General features: G+C 71.7%; 18 protein-coding genes. 16 read left to right on the top strand and 2 right to left on the bottom strand.

The window, feature by feature from the left end; translation table 11 throughout:
* Positions 1 to 187: 187 nt before the first annotated feature.
* From OIE47_RS33010 to ptsP, 13 genes are all read left to right on the top strand, one after another.
* The gene (locus tag OIE47_RS33010; RefSeq protein WP_326558449.1) at positions 188 to 772 is read left to right on the top strand and encodes a dihydrofolate reductase family protein; all 585 of its coding nucleotides are present in this window, start codon (positions 188 to 190) and stop codon (positions 770 to 772) included.
* Positions 773 to 789: 17 nt separating this feature from the next.
* Entirely contained in the window at positions 790 to 1,128 is a 339-nt protein-coding gene (locus OIE47_RS33005; protein WP_326558448.1) for a YciI family protein, read from the top strand.
* The gene (locus OIE47_RS33000; protein ID WP_326558447.1) at positions 1,125 to 2,345 is read left to right on the top strand and encodes an RNA polymerase sigma factor; all 1,221 of its coding nucleotides are present in this window, start codon (positions 1,125 to 1,127) and stop codon (positions 2,343 to 2,345) included. The genes OIE47_RS33005 and OIE47_RS33000 overlap by 4 nt, the downstream gene beginning before the upstream one ends.
* Before the next feature lie 89 nt (positions 2,346 to 2,434).
* A complete protein-coding gene (locus OIE47_RS32995) occupies positions 2,435 to 3,556 on the top strand; it encodes an AI-2E family transporter (protein WP_326558446.1) in 1,122 nt (373 codons plus the stop codon).
* Between the two features lie 79 nt (positions 3,557 to 3,635).
* Positions 3,636 to 4,433 carry a class I SAM-dependent methyltransferase gene (locus OIE47_RS32990; RefSeq protein ID WP_326558445.1) on the top strand — a complete coding sequence of 266 codons (798 nt, stop codon included), beginning with the start codon at positions 3,636 to 3,638 and terminating at the stop codon, positions 4,431 to 4,433.
* 299 nt (positions 4,434 to 4,732) lie between these two features.
* Positions 4,733 to 5,494 (top strand): DeoR/GlpR family DNA-binding transcription regulator, encoded by a 762-nt coding sequence (locus tag OIE47_RS32985; RefSeq protein WP_326558444.1) that lies wholly within the window; start codon positions 4,733 to 4,735, stop codon positions 5,492 to 5,494.
* Positions 5,491 to 6,435 carry a 1-phosphofructokinase gene (gene pfkB, locus OIE47_RS32980; protein WP_326558443.1) on the top strand — a complete coding sequence of 315 codons (945 nt, stop codon included), beginning with the start codon at positions 5,491 to 5,493 and terminating at the stop codon, positions 6,433 to 6,435. The genes OIE47_RS32985 and pfkB overlap by 4 nt, the downstream gene beginning before the upstream one ends.
* A 130-nt stretch (positions 6,436 to 6,565) precedes the next feature.
* Positions 6,566 to 7,735, top strand: coding sequence for a PTS mannitol transporter subunit IICB (locus OIE47_RS32975; RefSeq protein ID WP_326558442.1), 1,170 nt, complete (start codon positions 6,566 to 6,568; stop codon positions 7,733 to 7,735).
* 36 nt (positions 7,736 to 7,771) lie between these two features.
* Positions 7,772 to 8,080 (top strand): PTS lactose transporter subunit IIB, encoded by a 309-nt coding sequence (locus OIE47_RS32970; RefSeq protein ID WP_326558441.1) that lies wholly within the window; start codon positions 7,772 to 7,774, stop codon positions 8,078 to 8,080.
* Complete coding sequence (locus OIE47_RS32965; RefSeq protein ID WP_326558440.1) at positions 8,073 to 8,531, top strand: PTS sugar transporter subunit IIA; 459 nt, start codon at positions 8,073 to 8,075, stop codon at positions 8,529 to 8,531. Before OIE47_RS32970 ends, OIE47_RS32965 begins: the two co-directional genes overlap by 8 nt.
* Positions 8,528 to 9,568 (top strand): zinc-dependent dehydrogenase, encoded by a 1,041-nt coding sequence (locus tag OIE47_RS32960; protein WP_326558439.1) that lies wholly within the window; start codon positions 8,528 to 8,530, stop codon positions 9,566 to 9,568. The genes OIE47_RS32965 and OIE47_RS32960 overlap by 4 nt, the downstream gene beginning before the upstream one ends.
* 36 nt (positions 9,569 to 9,604) lie before the next feature.
* Positions 9,605 to 9,889 (top strand): HPr family phosphocarrier protein, encoded by a 285-nt coding sequence (locus tag OIE47_RS32955; protein WP_326558438.1) that lies wholly within the window; start codon positions 9,605 to 9,607, stop codon positions 9,887 to 9,889.
* A complete protein-coding gene (ptsP, locus tag OIE47_RS32950) occupies positions 9,882 to 11,537 on the top strand; it encodes a phosphoenolpyruvate--protein phosphotransferase (protein WP_326558437.1) in 1,656 nt (551 codons plus the stop codon). Before OIE47_RS32955 ends, ptsP begins: the two co-directional genes overlap by 8 nt.
* Before the next feature lie 8 nt (positions 11,538 to 11,545).
* Here the strand turns inward: ptsP and OIE47_RS32945 are convergent, their stop codons facing one another.
* On the bottom strand, positions 11,546 to 12,493 hold the full coding sequence (locus tag OIE47_RS32945; RefSeq protein ID WP_326558436.1) for an alpha/beta hydrolase family protein: 948 nt from the start codon (positions 12,491 to 12,493) through the stop codon (positions 11,546 to 11,548).
* 138 nt (positions 12,494 to 12,631) lie between these two features.
* Here OIE47_RS32945 and OIE47_RS32940 point away from each other — a divergent pair, with 138 nt between their 5' ends.
* The 3 genes from OIE47_RS32940 to OIE47_RS32930 all read left to right on the top strand — a co-directional run bounded on the left by OIE47_RS32940 (position 12,632) and on the right by OIE47_RS32930 (position 14,870).
* Complete coding sequence (locus OIE47_RS32940; protein ID WP_326558435.1) at positions 12,632 to 13,018, top strand: MerR family transcriptional regulator; 387 nt, start codon at positions 12,632 to 12,634, stop codon at positions 13,016 to 13,018.
* A 173-nt stretch (positions 13,019 to 13,191) separates the two neighbouring features.
* Positions 13,192 to 14,247, top strand: coding sequence for a methyltransferase (locus OIE47_RS32935; RefSeq protein WP_326558434.1), 1,056 nt, complete (start codon positions 13,192 to 13,194; stop codon positions 14,245 to 14,247).
* 167 nt (positions 14,248 to 14,414) lie between these two features.
* Positions 14,415 to 14,870: an Lrp/AsnC family transcriptional regulator gene (locus OIE47_RS32930; protein WP_326558433.1), complete on the top strand. Its 456-nt coding sequence runs from the start codon at positions 14,415 to 14,417 to the stop codon at positions 14,868 to 14,870.
* A gap of 7 nt (positions 14,871 to 14,877) precedes the next feature.
* On the opposite strand, the gene OIE47_RS32925 is transcribed toward OIE47_RS32930, so the two are convergent.
* The gene (locus OIE47_RS32925; RefSeq protein ID WP_326558432.1) at positions 14,878 to 15,453 is read right to left on the bottom strand and encodes a histidine phosphatase family protein; all 576 of its coding nucleotides are present in this window, start codon (positions 15,451 to 15,453) and stop codon (positions 14,878 to 14,880) included.
* Positions 15,454 to 15,502: the final 49 nt, after the last annotated feature.

Genomic DNA, 15,502 nt, shown 5'->3' with positions numbered 1-15,502 from the left:
GCGATCATCGGCCGCGACAGCGTCTCTGCGCGAAGTCGACACTTTCCGCGCCCGCGGACGAGAGACGCGAAGGGCGCCGAAGAGAGAGTCGACATTCTCCTCCGTGCGTTGTCGATTTGAGGGCTGTGCCTTCGTGTAGTTGTCGAGAGGTCGGCGACGGGCCGGCCGCATCGGCGAGGAGGCCGGCATGGGCAGGGTTGTGGTGGTGGAGAACGTGACGCTCGACGGGGTCATGCAGGCGCCGGGCGGCGCCGAGGAGGACCTGCGGGCGGACTTCCCGTACGGCGGCTGGGCGCGTCCGTACGCCGACCGGGTGATGGCCGAGACGATGGGCAGGGGCATGGGTAGGGACGGCGGGATGCTGTTCGGCCGCCGCACCTACGAACAGTTCCACGGCTTCTGGTCGAACCGGACCGACGGCAACCCGTACACCGAGGTGCTCAACCGCAAACCCAAGTACGTCGCCTCCCGCACCCTGTCCGGGCCGCTGCTCTGGCAGAACTCGTCGCTGTTGGTGGGGGAGGCGGTGGACGCCGTGGCCGGGCTGAAACGGGACGTGGCAGGCGACCTCGTGGTGCTCGGCAGCGGTGAGCTGGTGCGGTCACTCGCCGGGGCCGGCCTGGTCGACGTCTACACACTGTCCATCCACCCGCTCACCCTCGGCATCGGGACGAAGCTGTTCGGCGAGGGCGCCTACGGCACGATGGAGCTGGTCGAGGCCGTGCCGACGACAACCGGCGTGATCATCGCCAGTTACCGGCCGACCGCCTGAGAGAGGACCAGGTTCAGATGCGTCAGTACCTTCTCAGCCTCTACCAGCCCGACGGCGAACCGCCGTCGCCCGAGTTCCTCGCCCCGATCATGGCCGACCTCGGTGCCCTGGACGAGGAGATGCGGGCCGCCGGCGTCTGGGTCTTCTCCGTCGGGCTCCACCCGGCGAGCACCGCGACGGTTGTCCGCGACCGCGACGGGGAGGCACTGCTCACCGACGGTCCGTTCACCGAGGGCAAGGAGCATCTCGGCGGTTTCACGATCATCAACGCGCCCGACCTCGACGCCGCCCTGGCGTGGGGTGCCAGGCTGGCCCGCGCCTCGACCCTGCCGGTGGAGGTGCGGCCCGTCGCATGAGCGACGAGATCGAGCGGATCTTTCGCACCGAGTACGGCCGCGCGGTCGCGGTCCTGGTCCGGGTCTTCGGCGACATCGACATCGCCGAGGAGGCGGTCCAGGACGCGTTCGCCACGGCCGTGCAGCGTTGGCCGGTCGACGGGGTCCCACCCGGACCGGCCGGATGGATCATCACGACCGCCCGGAACCGGGCGATCGACCGGCTGCGCCGTGAGTCGACGCGGGCCGACCGGCACGCCGAGGCGCAGTTGCTGTGGGCGCCCGGCGAGGCACCCGATCCTGGACGGGAGGGTCCCGTGCACGACGACCGGCTCCGCCTGATCTTCACCTGCTGCCACCCGGCGCTCGCGCCCACCGCCCGCGTCGCGCTCACCCTCCGGCTGCTCGGTGGCCTCACCACCGCCGAGATCGCGCGGGCGTTCCTGGTGCCCGAGTCGACGATGGCCCAGCGGCTCGTCCGGGCCAAGGGCAAGATTCGTGACGCCGGCATTCCGTACCGGGTGCCCCGCGACGCCGATCTTCCCGAGCGTCTCGGTGCGGTCCTCGCCGTCGTCTACCTGGTTTTCAGCGAGGGCTACACCGCGAGTTCCGGCGACGACCTCGCCCGCGACGGCCTGAGCGCAGAGGCGGTTCGCCTCGGCCGCATGCTCGCGGCGCTGATGCCCGACGAGCCGGAGGTGCTCGGCCTGCTCGCGCTGATGTTGCTGATCGAGTCGCGGCGATCGGCGCGCACCGGGCCTGGCGGCGACCTCGTCCGGCTCGCCGACCAGGACCGGGCGCTCTGGGACCGGGCGCTGATCGCGGAGGGTCAGGAGCTGGTCAGGCGGTGCCTGCGTCGCGCCCGGCCCGGCCCCTACCAGGTGCAGGCCGCGATCAACGCGGTGCACAGCGACGCCACGGTGGCCATGGACACCGACTGGGTGCAGATCCTCGCGCTGTACGACCACCTGACGGCGCTGACGCCCGGCCCGGTCGTCGCGCTGCACCGCGCGGTGGCGTTGGCCGAGGTGCGGGGGCCGGCCGTCGCCCTGCCGCTGGTCGACGCCCTGACCGGCCTCGACCGCCACCATGTCTTCCACGCCGTACGCGCCGACCTGCTCCGCCGTCTCGGACGTACCGGGCAGGCCGAGGCGGCCTACCGGCGTGCCGCCGCCCTGACCGACAACAACGCCGAACGCCGCTTCCTCGACGCCCGCCGCGCCGCCCTGCCCCGCTGACCGCACCGGCCGGGTGGGGGACTGTTCCGGTGAGCCGTACGCGTCCTCCGGTGATGCGGGACCGGTGGGTACATCCCTAAGGTGATCCCATGCCTGCCACAGTCAGTTCCACGAAGACCCGAGCGGCGCTGCGTACGTCGGCGCGCATCTCGGTGGAGATTCTGCTGGTCCTGGTGATGACGTGGGTGGCGTTGTGGGTGCTGGGTCGCACCTGGTCGGTGGTCTGGCCGCTGGTGGTCGCCCTGCTCCTCACGACCCTGACCTGGCCGATGGCCCGTTTCCTGCGGCGGCACGGGTGGCGTCCCGCCCTGGCCGCGTCGGCGGTGACCGTGCTGTTCCTGCTGGTCGCCGCGGGGACCGTGGTGCTGATCGCGGTGCCGGTGGCGTCGCAGTCCGGTGACCTGGTCAGCGGTGTGGAGGACGGCATCCAGCAGGTGCGGGAGTGGGCGGCCGGCCCGCCGCTGAACATCGGCGACGACCAGGTCACCCAGGCGTTCGACGCCGCGATCGCCCGCGTCCAGGACAGCGTCGGCAGCATCATCACCGTCACCCTCTCCGGAGTGGGCACCCTGGTCAACGGAGTGGTCACCACCGTCCTGGCGATCTTCCTGATGTTCTTCTTCCTCAAGGACGGTCCGAGGTTCCTGCCCTGGCTGACCCGGCAGTTGCCCGGCCGGCTCGCCACCGACGTCCCGGTGGTGGCCGAGCGGTCGTGGGACGCACTGGGCGCGTTCGTACGGTCCCAGGCGTTCGTCGGGCTGCTGGACGCGGTCTTCATCGGCCTCGGCCTGTGGATCGTGGGCGTGCCGCTGGTGCTGCCGTTGGCGGTGCTGACCTTCGTGTCGGCGTTCGTGCCGATCGTCGGCGCCCTGTTCGCGGGCTTTGTTGCGGTCCTCATCGCGCTGGTGTCGAACGGTCCGACGGACGCGCTGATCGTGCTGGCCATCATCATCGCGGTCCAGCAGCTCGAGGGGAACGTGTTCCAACCCATCATCCAGAGCCGTGGCCTGGGCCTGCACGCGGCGGTGGTCCTGCTGGCGGTGACGCTGGGCGGCAGCCTCGCGGGGATCGTGGGAAGCCTGCTCGCGGTGCCGGTCGCCGCCCTGATCTCGGTGGTGTGGAACTACGTACGGGAGCAGCTCAGCGACCCGGAGCCGGAGACCGCTGAACCGGATCCCGACGGGTCGGTGCCCGTGGCGGAGCCGACCTGATCCGAGGTCGGACCGGGGAGGCTTCGGCCACGGGGTTAATGGCTTGCCGATCGTCGTCACGGATTCCACGATCGGTGCCATGCTCCGATCAGAGGTGATGGACTACTACCGGCGTGGCGGCGAACGGGACCGGCTCGCCGACGGGCAGGGCCGGCTGGAGTACCTGCGTACCTGGGACGTGCTGACCCGGGTGCTGCCGGGGGCGCCGGCGGAGGTGCTGGACGTCGGTGGCGCGACCGGGGTGTACGCCGGGCCGTTGGCCGAGGCGGGTTACCGGGTGCACGTCGTGGATCCCGTGCCGGAGCACGTCGTCGCGGCGGCGTCCCGTCCCGGTGTGACCGCCGAGGTCGGGGACGCGCGGGAGTTGCCCGTGCCCGATGCCAGCGTCGACGCGGTGTTGCTGCTCGGGCCGCTCTATCACCTGCTCGAACGGGAGCAGCGGGTCTCGGCGTGGCGGGAGGCCAGGCGGGTGGTCCGGCCGGGTGGTGTGGTGGTGGCGGCGATGATCTGCCGGTGGGCGTCGATGTTCGACGGTTTCGTGCACGGCTACTACGACGATCCGTCGTTCCGGGCGTTGGTCGAGGGTGTCCTCGTCGATGGGGTGCACCGCAACGTCGATCCGGAGAAGAGCTTCTTCACCAGCGCGTACTTCCACGATCCGGCGGAGGTCGCCGGCGAGGTGACGGGCTCGGGCCTGGCGGTCGAGCGGGTGGTCGCGGTCGAAGGCCCGCTCTGGCAGACCGGCCCCCGACTGGCCGGGATCCTGGCCGATCCCGACCGGACGGAGTTGATGCTGGACATGCTGCGGCGGGTCGAGGAGGAGCCGACCCTGCTCGGCGCCAGCAGCCACTTCCTCGCGGTGGCCCGCCACCGGTAGCCACTGTCGCAGGTACGCCCGGGGCCCGCCGTCCACGACGGCGGGCCCTTGGCGTACGCCACCTCGGCGGCAAAACCACACAACCAAAGATCTGTACGGCAACCCCGCCCGACGCTGCCCGGTCGGCCGCCGGAGCCGGTCTTCCGCAGGTCGGATCCACCTACTCGTTGGTCGATATGTCCTGGATCACCCTGGATCGAGTCACGGAGATGACAAGAAAGTTACGACCATGTGTTGACTGCCCACAGAAACGGGCGTAAACAAAAGCAAAGCCAAAACGAGCAAGCGGGTGAACAGACATGTACGCCGAGGAACGCCAGCAGGAGATCCTGCGTACCGCCAGGGCGGACGGGCGCGTGGACGTGATGGCGCTGGCCGAGGGCATGAACGTGACGGCCGAGACGATCCGCCGGGACCTCACCGTGCTGGAGCGGGCCGGCATGCTCCGCCGGGTGCACGGCGGGGCGATCCCGGTGGAACGGATCGGGTTCGAACCCGCGCTCGCCGCCCGGGACGCCGTACTGATCGCGGAGAAGGAACGGATCGCCAAGGCCGCCCTGGCCGAGGTGCCGGAGGAGGGGGCGATCATCCTCGACGCCGGCACCACCACCGCCCGGCTGGCCCAGTTGCTCCCCACCGACCGCGAGCTGACGGTGGTGGTCAACTCGCCGGTGCTCGCCGCGACCCTCGGCACCCGGAGCAACCTCAGTGTGTTGCTGCTCGGCGGCCGGGTTCGGGGCAAGACGCTGGCCACGGTGGACGACTGGGCGCTGCGCCCGCTCGCCGAGATGTACGTCGACGTGGCCTTCATGGGCACCAACGGCTGTTCGGCCGAGCGGGGGATGACCACTCCGGACCCGGCGGAGGCGGCGGTGAAGCGGGCCATGATCGCCGCGGCCCGCCGGGTGGTGCTGCTCGCCGACCACACGAAGATCGGCAACGACTACCTGGCCCGGTTCGGCACACTCGCCGACCTGGACCTGCTGATCACCGACAGCAGACTCGACGAGGAACTGGCCGACGACGTCGAGGCCGTGGGCGTACGGGTGGTCCGGGCATGATCGTCACGGTCACCCTCAACCCCAGCCTCGACCGGGCGATGGAGATCGGCGCCCTGGTCCGCGGCGAGGTGATCCGGGCCGCATCCGCGCACCTCGATCCCGGTGGCAAGGGGGTCAACGTCTCCCGAGCCCTGCTGGCGAACGGGGTGGCGTCACGGGCCGTGGTGCCCTGTGGCGGGGAGGAGGGCGCCCAGCTCGTCTCGCTGCTGCGGGCCGAGGGGGTCGACCTGGTCGCGGTGCCGATCGCGGGGCGTACCCGGTCCAACATCACGCTCGCGGAGCCGGACGGCACCGTGACGAAGATCAACGAGTCCGGGCCGGTGCTCGCCGCGGACGAGTTCGCCGCGGTGACCGAGGCGGTGCTGGCCGCGGCCGACACCGCGCGCTGGGTGGTGGCCTGCGGCAGCGTGCCGCCCGGCCTGCCGGCACGGGCTTTCGGTGAGCTCTGCGCCCGGCTGGTCGCCGCCGGGGTACGGCTCGCCGTCGACACCAGCGGGCCGGCGCTACGGGCCGCGGCGCAGGCCGGCGCCGCCCTGGTCAAGCCGAACCGGGAGGAGTTGGCCGAGGCGGTCGGCACGCCGCTGCGTTCGCTCGGCGACGTGGTCGACGCCGCCGAGCGGTTGCGCGGCTGGGGGGCCGGCGCGGTGCTGGCGAGCCTCGGTGCCGACGGCGCGGTCCTGGTCGACGACAACGGGGTGTTCACCGGCGAGTCGCCGGTCGAGTTCCCGCGCAGCACCGTCGGCGCCGGCGACGCGCTGCTGGCCGGCTTCCTCGCCGCCGGGGCGCACGGACCGGAGGCGCTGGCCGAGGGGCTGGCCTGGGGGGCGGCGGCGGTCAGCCTGCCCGGTAGCCGGATGCCCGGCCCGGACGACCTGAACCGGCACACCGTACGGCTGCATGCCCGGCCGGACCCGGTCCGGCCGCTGATCGCGGGGGGATGACGGCCATGGCGGCGCAGTCACCACCCGAGGCAAAGACCACGGGGTACGGCGACAGACCCGGAACCTCCGGGATGACAGACGAATCCACCTGCGCGCAGGCGCGAGCCATCCTCTGCGAAGGAGTCCCCTCATGGCCGTCTCATACACCCCCGAGGTCCAGGGAGCGGGGTTCAAGGCCCAGGTCCAACGGATCGGTGGCCATCTGGCCGGCATGGTCATGCCCAACATCGGCGCGTTCATCGCGTGGGGTCTGATCACGGCACTGTTCATCCCCACCGGGTGGCTGCCCAACGAGCACCTGGCCCAGCTCGTCGACCCGATGATCGGGGTGCTGCTGCCGGTCCTGATCGGATACACCGGCGGCCGGCTCGTGCACGGTCAGCGGGGCGCGGTGGTCGGCGCGGTCGCCACGATGGGTGTTGTCGTCGGCGCTGACGTGCCGATGTTCCTCGGCGCGATGATCATCGGTCCGCTCGCCGCGTACGTGCTCAAGCTCTTCGACGGGCTGGTGCAGGACCGGATCCGTCCCGGTTTCGAGATGCTGGTCGACAACTTCTCCGCCGGCATCATCGGCGGCGGCCTCGCGCTGATCGGGGTCTGGGTGATCGGCCCGGTGGTCGAGCAGCTCACCACCTGGGCCGGTGACGCCGTCGACTGGCTGATCAGCAACAACCTCCTGCCGCTCGCCTCGGTCCTGGTCGAGCCGGCCAAGGTGCTCTTCCTCAACAACGCCATCAACCACGGCGTGCTCAGCCCCCTTGCGGTGGCCGAGGCCCAGGAGACCGGCAAGTCCATCCTGTTCATGATCGAGTCGAACCCCGGCCCCGGTATCGGCCTGCTCACGGCGTTCCTGCTCTTCGGACCCCGCAGCCTGCGGCCGAGCGTGCCGGCCGCCATGATCATCCAGTTCCTCGGCGGGATCCACGAGATCTACTTCCCGTACGTGCTGATGAAGCCGCGGCTGATCCTCGCCGCCATCGCCGGCGGTGCGACCGGCGTCGGGACCTTCATGATCACCGGAGCCGGTCTGGTCGCCACCCCGTCACCGGGCAGCATCTTCGCCTACGCGGCGGTCACCCCCAAGGGCGGCTGGTTCGGCGTCTTCCTCGGCGTTGTGCTCGCCGCCGCCGTCTCCTTCCTGGTCGCCTCCGCACTGCTCGGCTTCGGCCGGCTCAAGAGTGACCAGGAAGCGGCGGAGGAAGTCGACGAGGCCGCCGCCGAGGGCCAACTGCCCGAACCACGACAGCCGGCCACCGACGGCAGCCCGGCCGGGACCCGTACGGCGAACGCCGAAGGCTGACCCACCACCACCGTACGAACGAGAGGGGTGCCCGCCATGGGCAGCATCAACGGCAAGGACGTCCGCAAGATCGTGGTGGCCTGCGACGCCGGCATGGGCAGCAGCGTGATGCTCGCCAGCCAGCTCCGCAAGCAGCTGAAGAAGTTCGAGGTCACGGTCGAACACACGCCGGTCAACTCCATCCCGGCCGACGCCGACGTGGTGGTCACCCACAGCGGGCTGGCCGCCCGGGCCCGGGCCAGCGCCCCGGACAAGATCGTCGTGCCGTTCCAGGTGTTCATCGGCGACCCGGCCGTGACCAAGGTGGTCAAGGCGATCGAGAAGGGCGACGAGATCAGTGGCTGACAACCTGGCCGAGCTCCTCGACCCCGCGGCCCTGCGCCTGCACGAGAGCGCGGTCGACCGCGACGACGCGATCCGCCGCTGCGGGCAGGTCCTGGTCGACATCGGCGCGGCCGACCCCGCGTACGTGGAGACCATGCTCGCCCGCGAACGCTCCGTCCCCACCTACATCGGCGAGGGGGTCGCCATCCCGCACGGCACCCTCGCCGGCAAGGACCTCGTCCACCGCGACGCGCTGGCCGTGCTCCGGTTCCCCGACCCGGTGGACTGGGACGGCCAGCCGGTCACCGTCTGCGTGGCGATCGCCGCCCGAGGCGACGGGCACGTCGAGATCCTGGCCCGCCTCGCCGACATCCTGCTCGACCCCGACCAGGCCCGCGAACTGCGCGAGGCCTCCCAACCCGACGACGTGCTGCGCCTGTTCGCGGCGGCACGGGAGGACAGCAACTCATGAAGGTCGTTCGTTTCCACGCCCCCGGTGACGTACGGATCGAGGACGTACCGGAGCCCACCCCGGGCCCCGGCGACGTCAAGATCCGGGTACGCAACTGTTCCACCTGCGGCACCGACGTCAAGATCTCCAAGTTCGGGCACCACCACATCCACCCGCCACGGGTGATGGGGCACGAGATCGCCGGTGAGGTGGTCGAGACCGGGGCGGACGTCACCGGCTGGGCCCCCGGCGACCGGGTCCAGGTCATCGCGGCGATCCCGTGTGGGCAGTGCGCCGAGTGCCGGCGGGGCCGGATGACCGTCTGCCCGAACCAGGAGTCGATGGGCTACCACTACGAGGGCGGGTTCGCCCAGTACCTGGTCGTGCCGGCCAAGGTGCTCGCGGTCGACGGGCTCAACCGGATCCCGGACGGGGTGGACTTCGCCGAGGCGTCGGTCGCCGAGCCACTCGCCTGCGTCCTCAACGGACAGGAACTCGCCCGCGTCGGCACCGGCGACGACGTGGTGGTCATCGGCTCCGGCCCGATCGGCTGCCTGCACGTACGGTTGGCCCGCGCCCGCGGTGCCGCCCGGGTGTTCCTGGTCGACCTCAACCGGGCCCGGCTGGACCTGGCCGCCGACCTGGTCGCCCCGGACGCGGCGATCTGCGGCGCGGAGGTCGACCCGGTGGACGAGATCCTGAAACTCACCGACGGCCGGGGCGCCGACGTCATCATCACCGCCGCCGCCTCGGGCGCCGCCCAGGAGCAGGCGATCCAGATGGCCGCCCGGCAGGGTCGGATCAGCTTCTTCGGCGGCCTGCCGAAGGACAACCCGATCATCGCCTGCGACTCCAACCTGGTGCACTACCGGGAGCTGACCATCGTCGGCGCCAACGGTTCCAGCCCGGCCCACAACGCCGAGGCACTGCGGCTGATCGCCACCGGGGCGGTGCCGGTCGCCGACCTGATCACCCATCGGCTCCCGCTGGACCGGGCGATCGACGCGTTCGGCATCGTCGCCCGTGGCGAGGCCATCAAGGTCACCATCGAGCCCTGAGCTGTAGCGGGCCGAGCTGAAGAGGGAGGGCCACCCATGCCCACGCGTACCGTCGCCGTTGGATCCGCCAGCGGTCTGCACGCCCGCCCGGCGGCGCTGTTCGTCGCCGCCGCCGCGGCACAGCCGGTCCGGGTCACGATCCGGGTCGGTGACAAGCGGCCGGTACCGGCCAACAGCATGCTCTCGGTGCTCTCCCTCGGCGCCAAACGCGGCACCGAGGTGGTCATCGAGGCCGAGGGGGAGGGGGCCGAGGCCGCCCTGGACACCCTCGCCGACCTGCTGGTCCGGGACCTCGACGCCGAAGAGGCCGCCGATGCCTGAGTCGTCGGCTCCGCAGCCGCTGCGCGGCATCGGGGTCAGCCGGGGTGTGGCCGGTGGCCCGTTGCTCCGGGTCGGTGCGGTGCCCACCCTGCCCGCACCGGCCCCGGTGGACGATCCGGCGGGAGAGGCAGATCGGGCGATCGCCGCGCTCGCCGAGGTGGTCGCCGAACTCGGCCGGCGCGCCGACCGGGCCCGCGAGCAGACCGTCGCCGACGTGCTCCGGGCCCAGGCGATGATGGCCGACGACCCGGTCCTGGCCGACGGCGTACGCGAGGAGGTGGCCGCCGGTCGGGACGCGCCGCACGCCATCGACGCCGCCTTCGCCACCCACCGGGCGGCATTCGAGGCGGCCGGGGGTTACCTCGCCGAACGGGTCGCCGACCTCGACGACCTGCGCGACCGGGCGGTCGCGGTGTGCCTGGGACTGCCGATGCCGGGGGTGCCCGCACCCGGTCACCGGTACGTGCTCGCCGCCCGCGACCTCGCCCCGGCCGACACGGTCGACCTGGACCCGGAGCAGGTCGTCGCACTCGTCACCGAGGTCGGCGGCCCGACCAGCCACACCGCGATCCTCGCCCGCGCACTGGGGCTGCCCGCGGTCGTCGGCGTCACCGGGCTCGGGGACCTGGACGACGGAACCGTGGTGCTGGTGGACGGCACCACCGGTCTGGTCGAGGCCGGTCTCGACGACGCCGCCCTGGCAGCCCGCCTGTCCGTCGCGACGGCCACGGCCGGCACGGCAGCCGTCTCCGGTCCGGGGCGTACCTCCGACGGGCACCCGATTGCCCTGCTGGCCAACGTCGGGGCCGCGCGGGAGGTGCCGCCCGTCGACGACGCGGAGGGCGTCGGCCTGTTCCGGACCGAACTGCTCTTCCTCGACCGGACCCGCGAACCCGGTTCGGACGAGCAGGCGGCGGCGTACCGGGAGGTGTTCGACCGGATGGACGGACGCCGGGTGGTGATCCGTACCCTCGACGCCGGCGCGGACAAGCCGTTGCCGTTCCTGCGTCAGGCGGAGGAGCCGAACCCGGCGCTCGGGGTCCGCGGGTTGCGGGTGGCCCGGCGACAACCGGCGGTCCTGCGTACGCAGCTCGAGGCGATCGCCCGCGCGGCGGCCGACACGGGCGCGGACGTGTGGGTGATGGCCCCGATGGTCGCCACCCGCGCCGAGGCGGCCGGTTTCGCCGAGGCGGTACACGCCGCCGGCCTGCCGAAGGCCGGGGTGATGATCGAGGTGCCGGCCGCGGCGCTACGCGCCGGTCAGCTCCTCGACGTTGTCGACTTCCTCAGCATCGGCACCAACGACCTGAGCCAGTACACGTTCGCCGCCGACCGGCAGTGCGGCGACCTGGCCGAACTGCTCGACCCGTGGCAGCCCGCGCTGCTACAGCTCATCGCGGTTGTCGCGACCGCCGGACGGGCAGCGGGCAAACCGGTCGGGGTCTGCGGGGAGGCGGCCGCCGACCCCCTGCTCGCCCCCGTCCTGGCCGGGCTCGGCGTCACCAGCCTCTCCATGTCCGGACCCGCCCTGCCGTGGGTACGGGCGGCACTGGCCGAACACACCTTCGCCGACTGCGAGCGGTTGGCGAAGCTGGCCCTCGACGCCGACGACGCCCGCCACGCCCGGGCACTCGTCGGCGTCGCCTGACACTGTCCTCACGTGGATTCCAGATGCCCCAGGGGGTGGGGGTTGGCGAAGACCTTCCGGGTCGCCGCCCAGCCGGAGCTGTCGACGCCGAGGCTGTGGCGCAGGTAGGCCACGGTGACCTGCTGGATCAGGGCAACACGCTCGGGGTTCTCGTCGGTGGTCTCCGCAGCCTGGTACCCGGAGATCCCGCCGAGGAAGTGTTCGGCTCCGAACAGGGTGAGCAGGCTCTTGCCGGGGGGAGCCAGAACGTACGGATCGGTCGTCCAGTCCGCGCCCCGGACGGTCAGCGGGAGGATGTCCCGGTCCCCCGCGATCACGAGGGCCGGGGTGGTCATGTGCCCGAAGTCCGGGTGCCTGAGCCACGGCAGGTTCTCGGCTGCGAAGGGTGTCAGGTCGTCGCCACCCCTGCCGGCCGTGGCCAGCAGCACGCCCGCCTTGACGCGCGGGTCGGACAGGTCCTCCGACTGCCCGGTCTGCGGGTCGCGAACGCGCAGCCCCAGCAGGATGCCTGCCGTCTGGCCGCCGAAGGAGTGCCCGGCGGCGGCGATCCGGCTCGGGTCGAGGCGTCCGCTCAGGCCGGGAACGGCCGCCTCGAGCACGTCGAGGTTGTCGAGGACCCGCTTCATGTCCTCGACGCGGAAACGCCACAACCGCGGCCTGCGGTGATCGTCGGCGGGCACGCCCAGCGTCTTCGAGTCGAGATGGGTGGGTTGGATCACCGCGAACCCGTGCGCGGCCCAGTGGTCCGCGAGCGGGCCGTAGCCGTCCAGCGACGAGCCGAAGCCGTGGGCGAGCAGGACGATCGGCAGGTCACGTCCGGTCACCGGCGCGGACACGCGTACGCGCAGGTCCGCGCCACGACCCGGCGCCGGCAACACGATCGGCTTGACGGATACGACCGGGGCGGGAGCCGTGGCGACGACGCCCGTCGTCACCGTGTCTGACGTGATGGTCATGACTGGCGCTTCTTCCTGACTGGGAGGTTGACGAGCTGTTCGGCTGCGAGATGGGCCGGATCTGCCTCACGGGTTACGCTAAAACCTGACGCTGACGTCAGAGACAAGTCGGTGTGACCCGTATGACAAGGGGGTGCGATGCGCATCGGTGAACTCGCCAGCAGGACAGGGGTCAGCGTCCGAGCTCTGCGCTACTACGAGGAACAGGAACTGCTCACCGCGGAGCGCAGCCCCGGCGGCCAACGCCACTACCCGGAGAGCGCCCTCGACCGTGTCGAGCTGATTCAGCAGCTGTACGCAGCCGGACTGACGAGCAGAGCGATCGTGGAGCTCATGCCGTGCGTCGTGGACGGCAATGCCACACCGGAACTGCTTGACCGCCTGTCGGCGGAACGGGACCGCATCGAGCGCCAGATCGCCCGTCAGGTCAGCGCCCGTGACCGGCTCGACTCCGTCATCGCAGGAGCCAGCACCAACCTGCTCACCGGCCGATCGTGCCGCAACGGGGTCACCGGACACGACTGACGTCTCGAACAGCGCACTGAACGGGCACACCCGGCGGACACCGATCGACGAGCAGCGGACCTGAGCTGCGCGTGCCTCAGCCTCTCTCGGGCGGGACGACGGGCGCCGCATCGCCGCTCGTGGTCGTACGATTGCCTCTTGAGATAGATGTCTGACGATCTTCGGGGGATTCAGTGGTCGATCAGCCGGTACGTCGTGTCTTCACCCCACCGCCGCAGCCCAGCCCGTCCGGATCGGACGGTTCGGCCGCGACACCACCACCGGACCCGGTACGCATCACCGGGGTCGCGTCCGGCTTCATGACGGCGAAGGCGCTCTTCGTCGCCGCCGAGGTCGGCCTCTTCGCCGCAGTCCCCGCTGAGGGCGCGTCCGCCCGCACGATTGCCGAGCGGTGCGAACTGCCGGAGCGCAGCGCCCGTGCCCTGGCCGACCTGATGGTGGCGGCGGGCCTGCTCGAACACGACGGGCGGCACTACCGCAACGCGCCCGACGCCGAGGCGTTCCTCGCCGGCCGTGGGCCGCTGGACCTGCGGGCGATGCTTCGTTACTGGGACACGGTCAGCTATCCCACCTGGACCAGGGCATCCACCGCCTTCCGGACCCGCCAGGGCGTACGCGCCGAACTCGACGGGGCGCAGACCCAGGCGTACGAGTCGGCGGTGGCCCTGGTGACGGCGGAGACGGCCGCGGACGTCGCCGCGGCGTACGACTTCGGCCCGCACCGGCGGGTGCTCGACGTCGGTGGTGGGATCGGGACCTTCGCCAGACCGATCCTGCGTGCCTTCCCGCAGTTGACCGCGACCCTGCTCGACCTGCCCGAGGTGGTGGAGGTGGCCCGCGCGGAGGTCTCCGGTGACCCCCTGGCGGACCGGATGGAGCTACGCGGTGCCGACGTGTTCGTCGACCCGCTGCCGGAGGGGCACGACGCGGTGATCGTGGCGAACTTCCTGCACCTGTTCTCCCCGGAGCGCAACGTCGAGTTGCTGACCCGGCTGCGCGCGGCGTTGGCGCCGCAGGGGCGGCTGCTGCTGGTCGACTGGTGGCGCGACCCGGTGGCGCCGCATCCGGCGACCCGGCTCGGGGCGGGGGAGTTCCTCATGATCAGCGGTGGCGACACGTACGAGGTGGCGGACGTGGCCCGGTGGCTCGAGGTGAGCGGCTGGCGGTTCGTCACCCACCTGCCGCTGCCACCACCGTCCGGACTGATCGTCGCGGAGCCGGACCGGTGAGTGGGAGCGGGGGCGGGTGGCCCGTCCCCGCGCCACGGCCCGGCGGGCGGTCGGCCCCGACGCCGGCCGGTGACCGGCATGGCGCGGCGACCGCGTCCGGTGGTGCGGCGGCGCGTCCCCGGGATCGACTTCGCCGGACGAGGGGCTTTGCCGGTAGGTTCTTCGCCGTGGAGGAAGTCGACCGTGCCATCATCGCCGCGCTGACCGCCGACGGCCGTTTGTCGTACACCGACCTGGCCGAGAAGGTGGGGCTGTCGGTGTCCGCGGTGCACCAGCGGGTACGCCGGCTGGAGCAGCGGGGTGTCATCACCGGTTACACCGCGAAGGTGTCGTTCGACGCGTTGGAGTTGCCGCTGACGGCCTTCGTGGCGGTCCGGCCGTTCGACCCGTCGCAGCCGGACGACGCGCCCGAGCGGCTGGCCCACCTGCCGGAGATCGAGTCGTGCTACTCGGTGGCGGGGGAGGACTTCTACCTGCTGCTGGTGCGGGTCGCCGGTCCGGTCGACCTGGAGCGGGTGCTGCAGGAGATCCGTACCTCGGCGAACGTGACCACCCGGACCACGGTGGTGCTCTCCACCCCGTACGAGAGCCGGCCGCCGAGGGTCAGTCGCACCCCGCAGTGACCGGCGGTCAGGCGGCACCGCCGGTGTTCCAGCGCAGGATCACCCGGCGATCGTGCTCGTAGCCGAGCGCGGAGACGGTGGCCGTGTCCAGCCGGAGCAGGCCGCCGCCGCTGGCGGGTAGCCCGATCCAGCGGGCGCCGGCGACCCGGAGGCTGTGCCCGTGCGCGACCAGGGCGACGTCACCGTCGGCGAGCAGTTCGGTGGCCCGGTTCAGGATCCGGTCGAGCCGTCCCCCGACCTGCTCGGGGGACTCACCGTCCGGACAACCGTCGGTCCAGAGGTTCCAACCCGGCCGTTCCTGTTGGATCTCCTTGGTGGTGCGTCCCTCGTAGTCGCCGTAGTTCCATTCGGCGAGGTTGTCGTCGACCGTGGTGACGGTCAGGCCCGCCAACTCGGCCGTGCGCAGCGCCCGGGTGCGGGGGCTGGAGATGACCGCGGCGAAGCGCCGACCAGCGAGCTGGTCGCGAACCGCGCGGGCCTGGCGCTCCCCGGCGGGGTTGAGGGCCAGATCGGTGTACGAGGTGTGCCGGTGTGCGGCACTCCACTCGGTTTCGCCGTGCCGGATGAGAACGATCTCTGCCACCCGGTTAGTTAAGCACGCCCCCTAGTACTAGCTTCCTAGGATGCTCTAC

It is taken from the genome of Micromonospora sp. NBC_01796 (assembly GCF_035917455.1).
Taxonomy (GTDB): Bacteria; Actinomycetota; Actinomycetes; order Mycobacteriales; family Micromonosporaceae; genus Micromonospora_G.
This window is presented reverse-complemented; position numbering and strand designations above follow the sequence as displayed.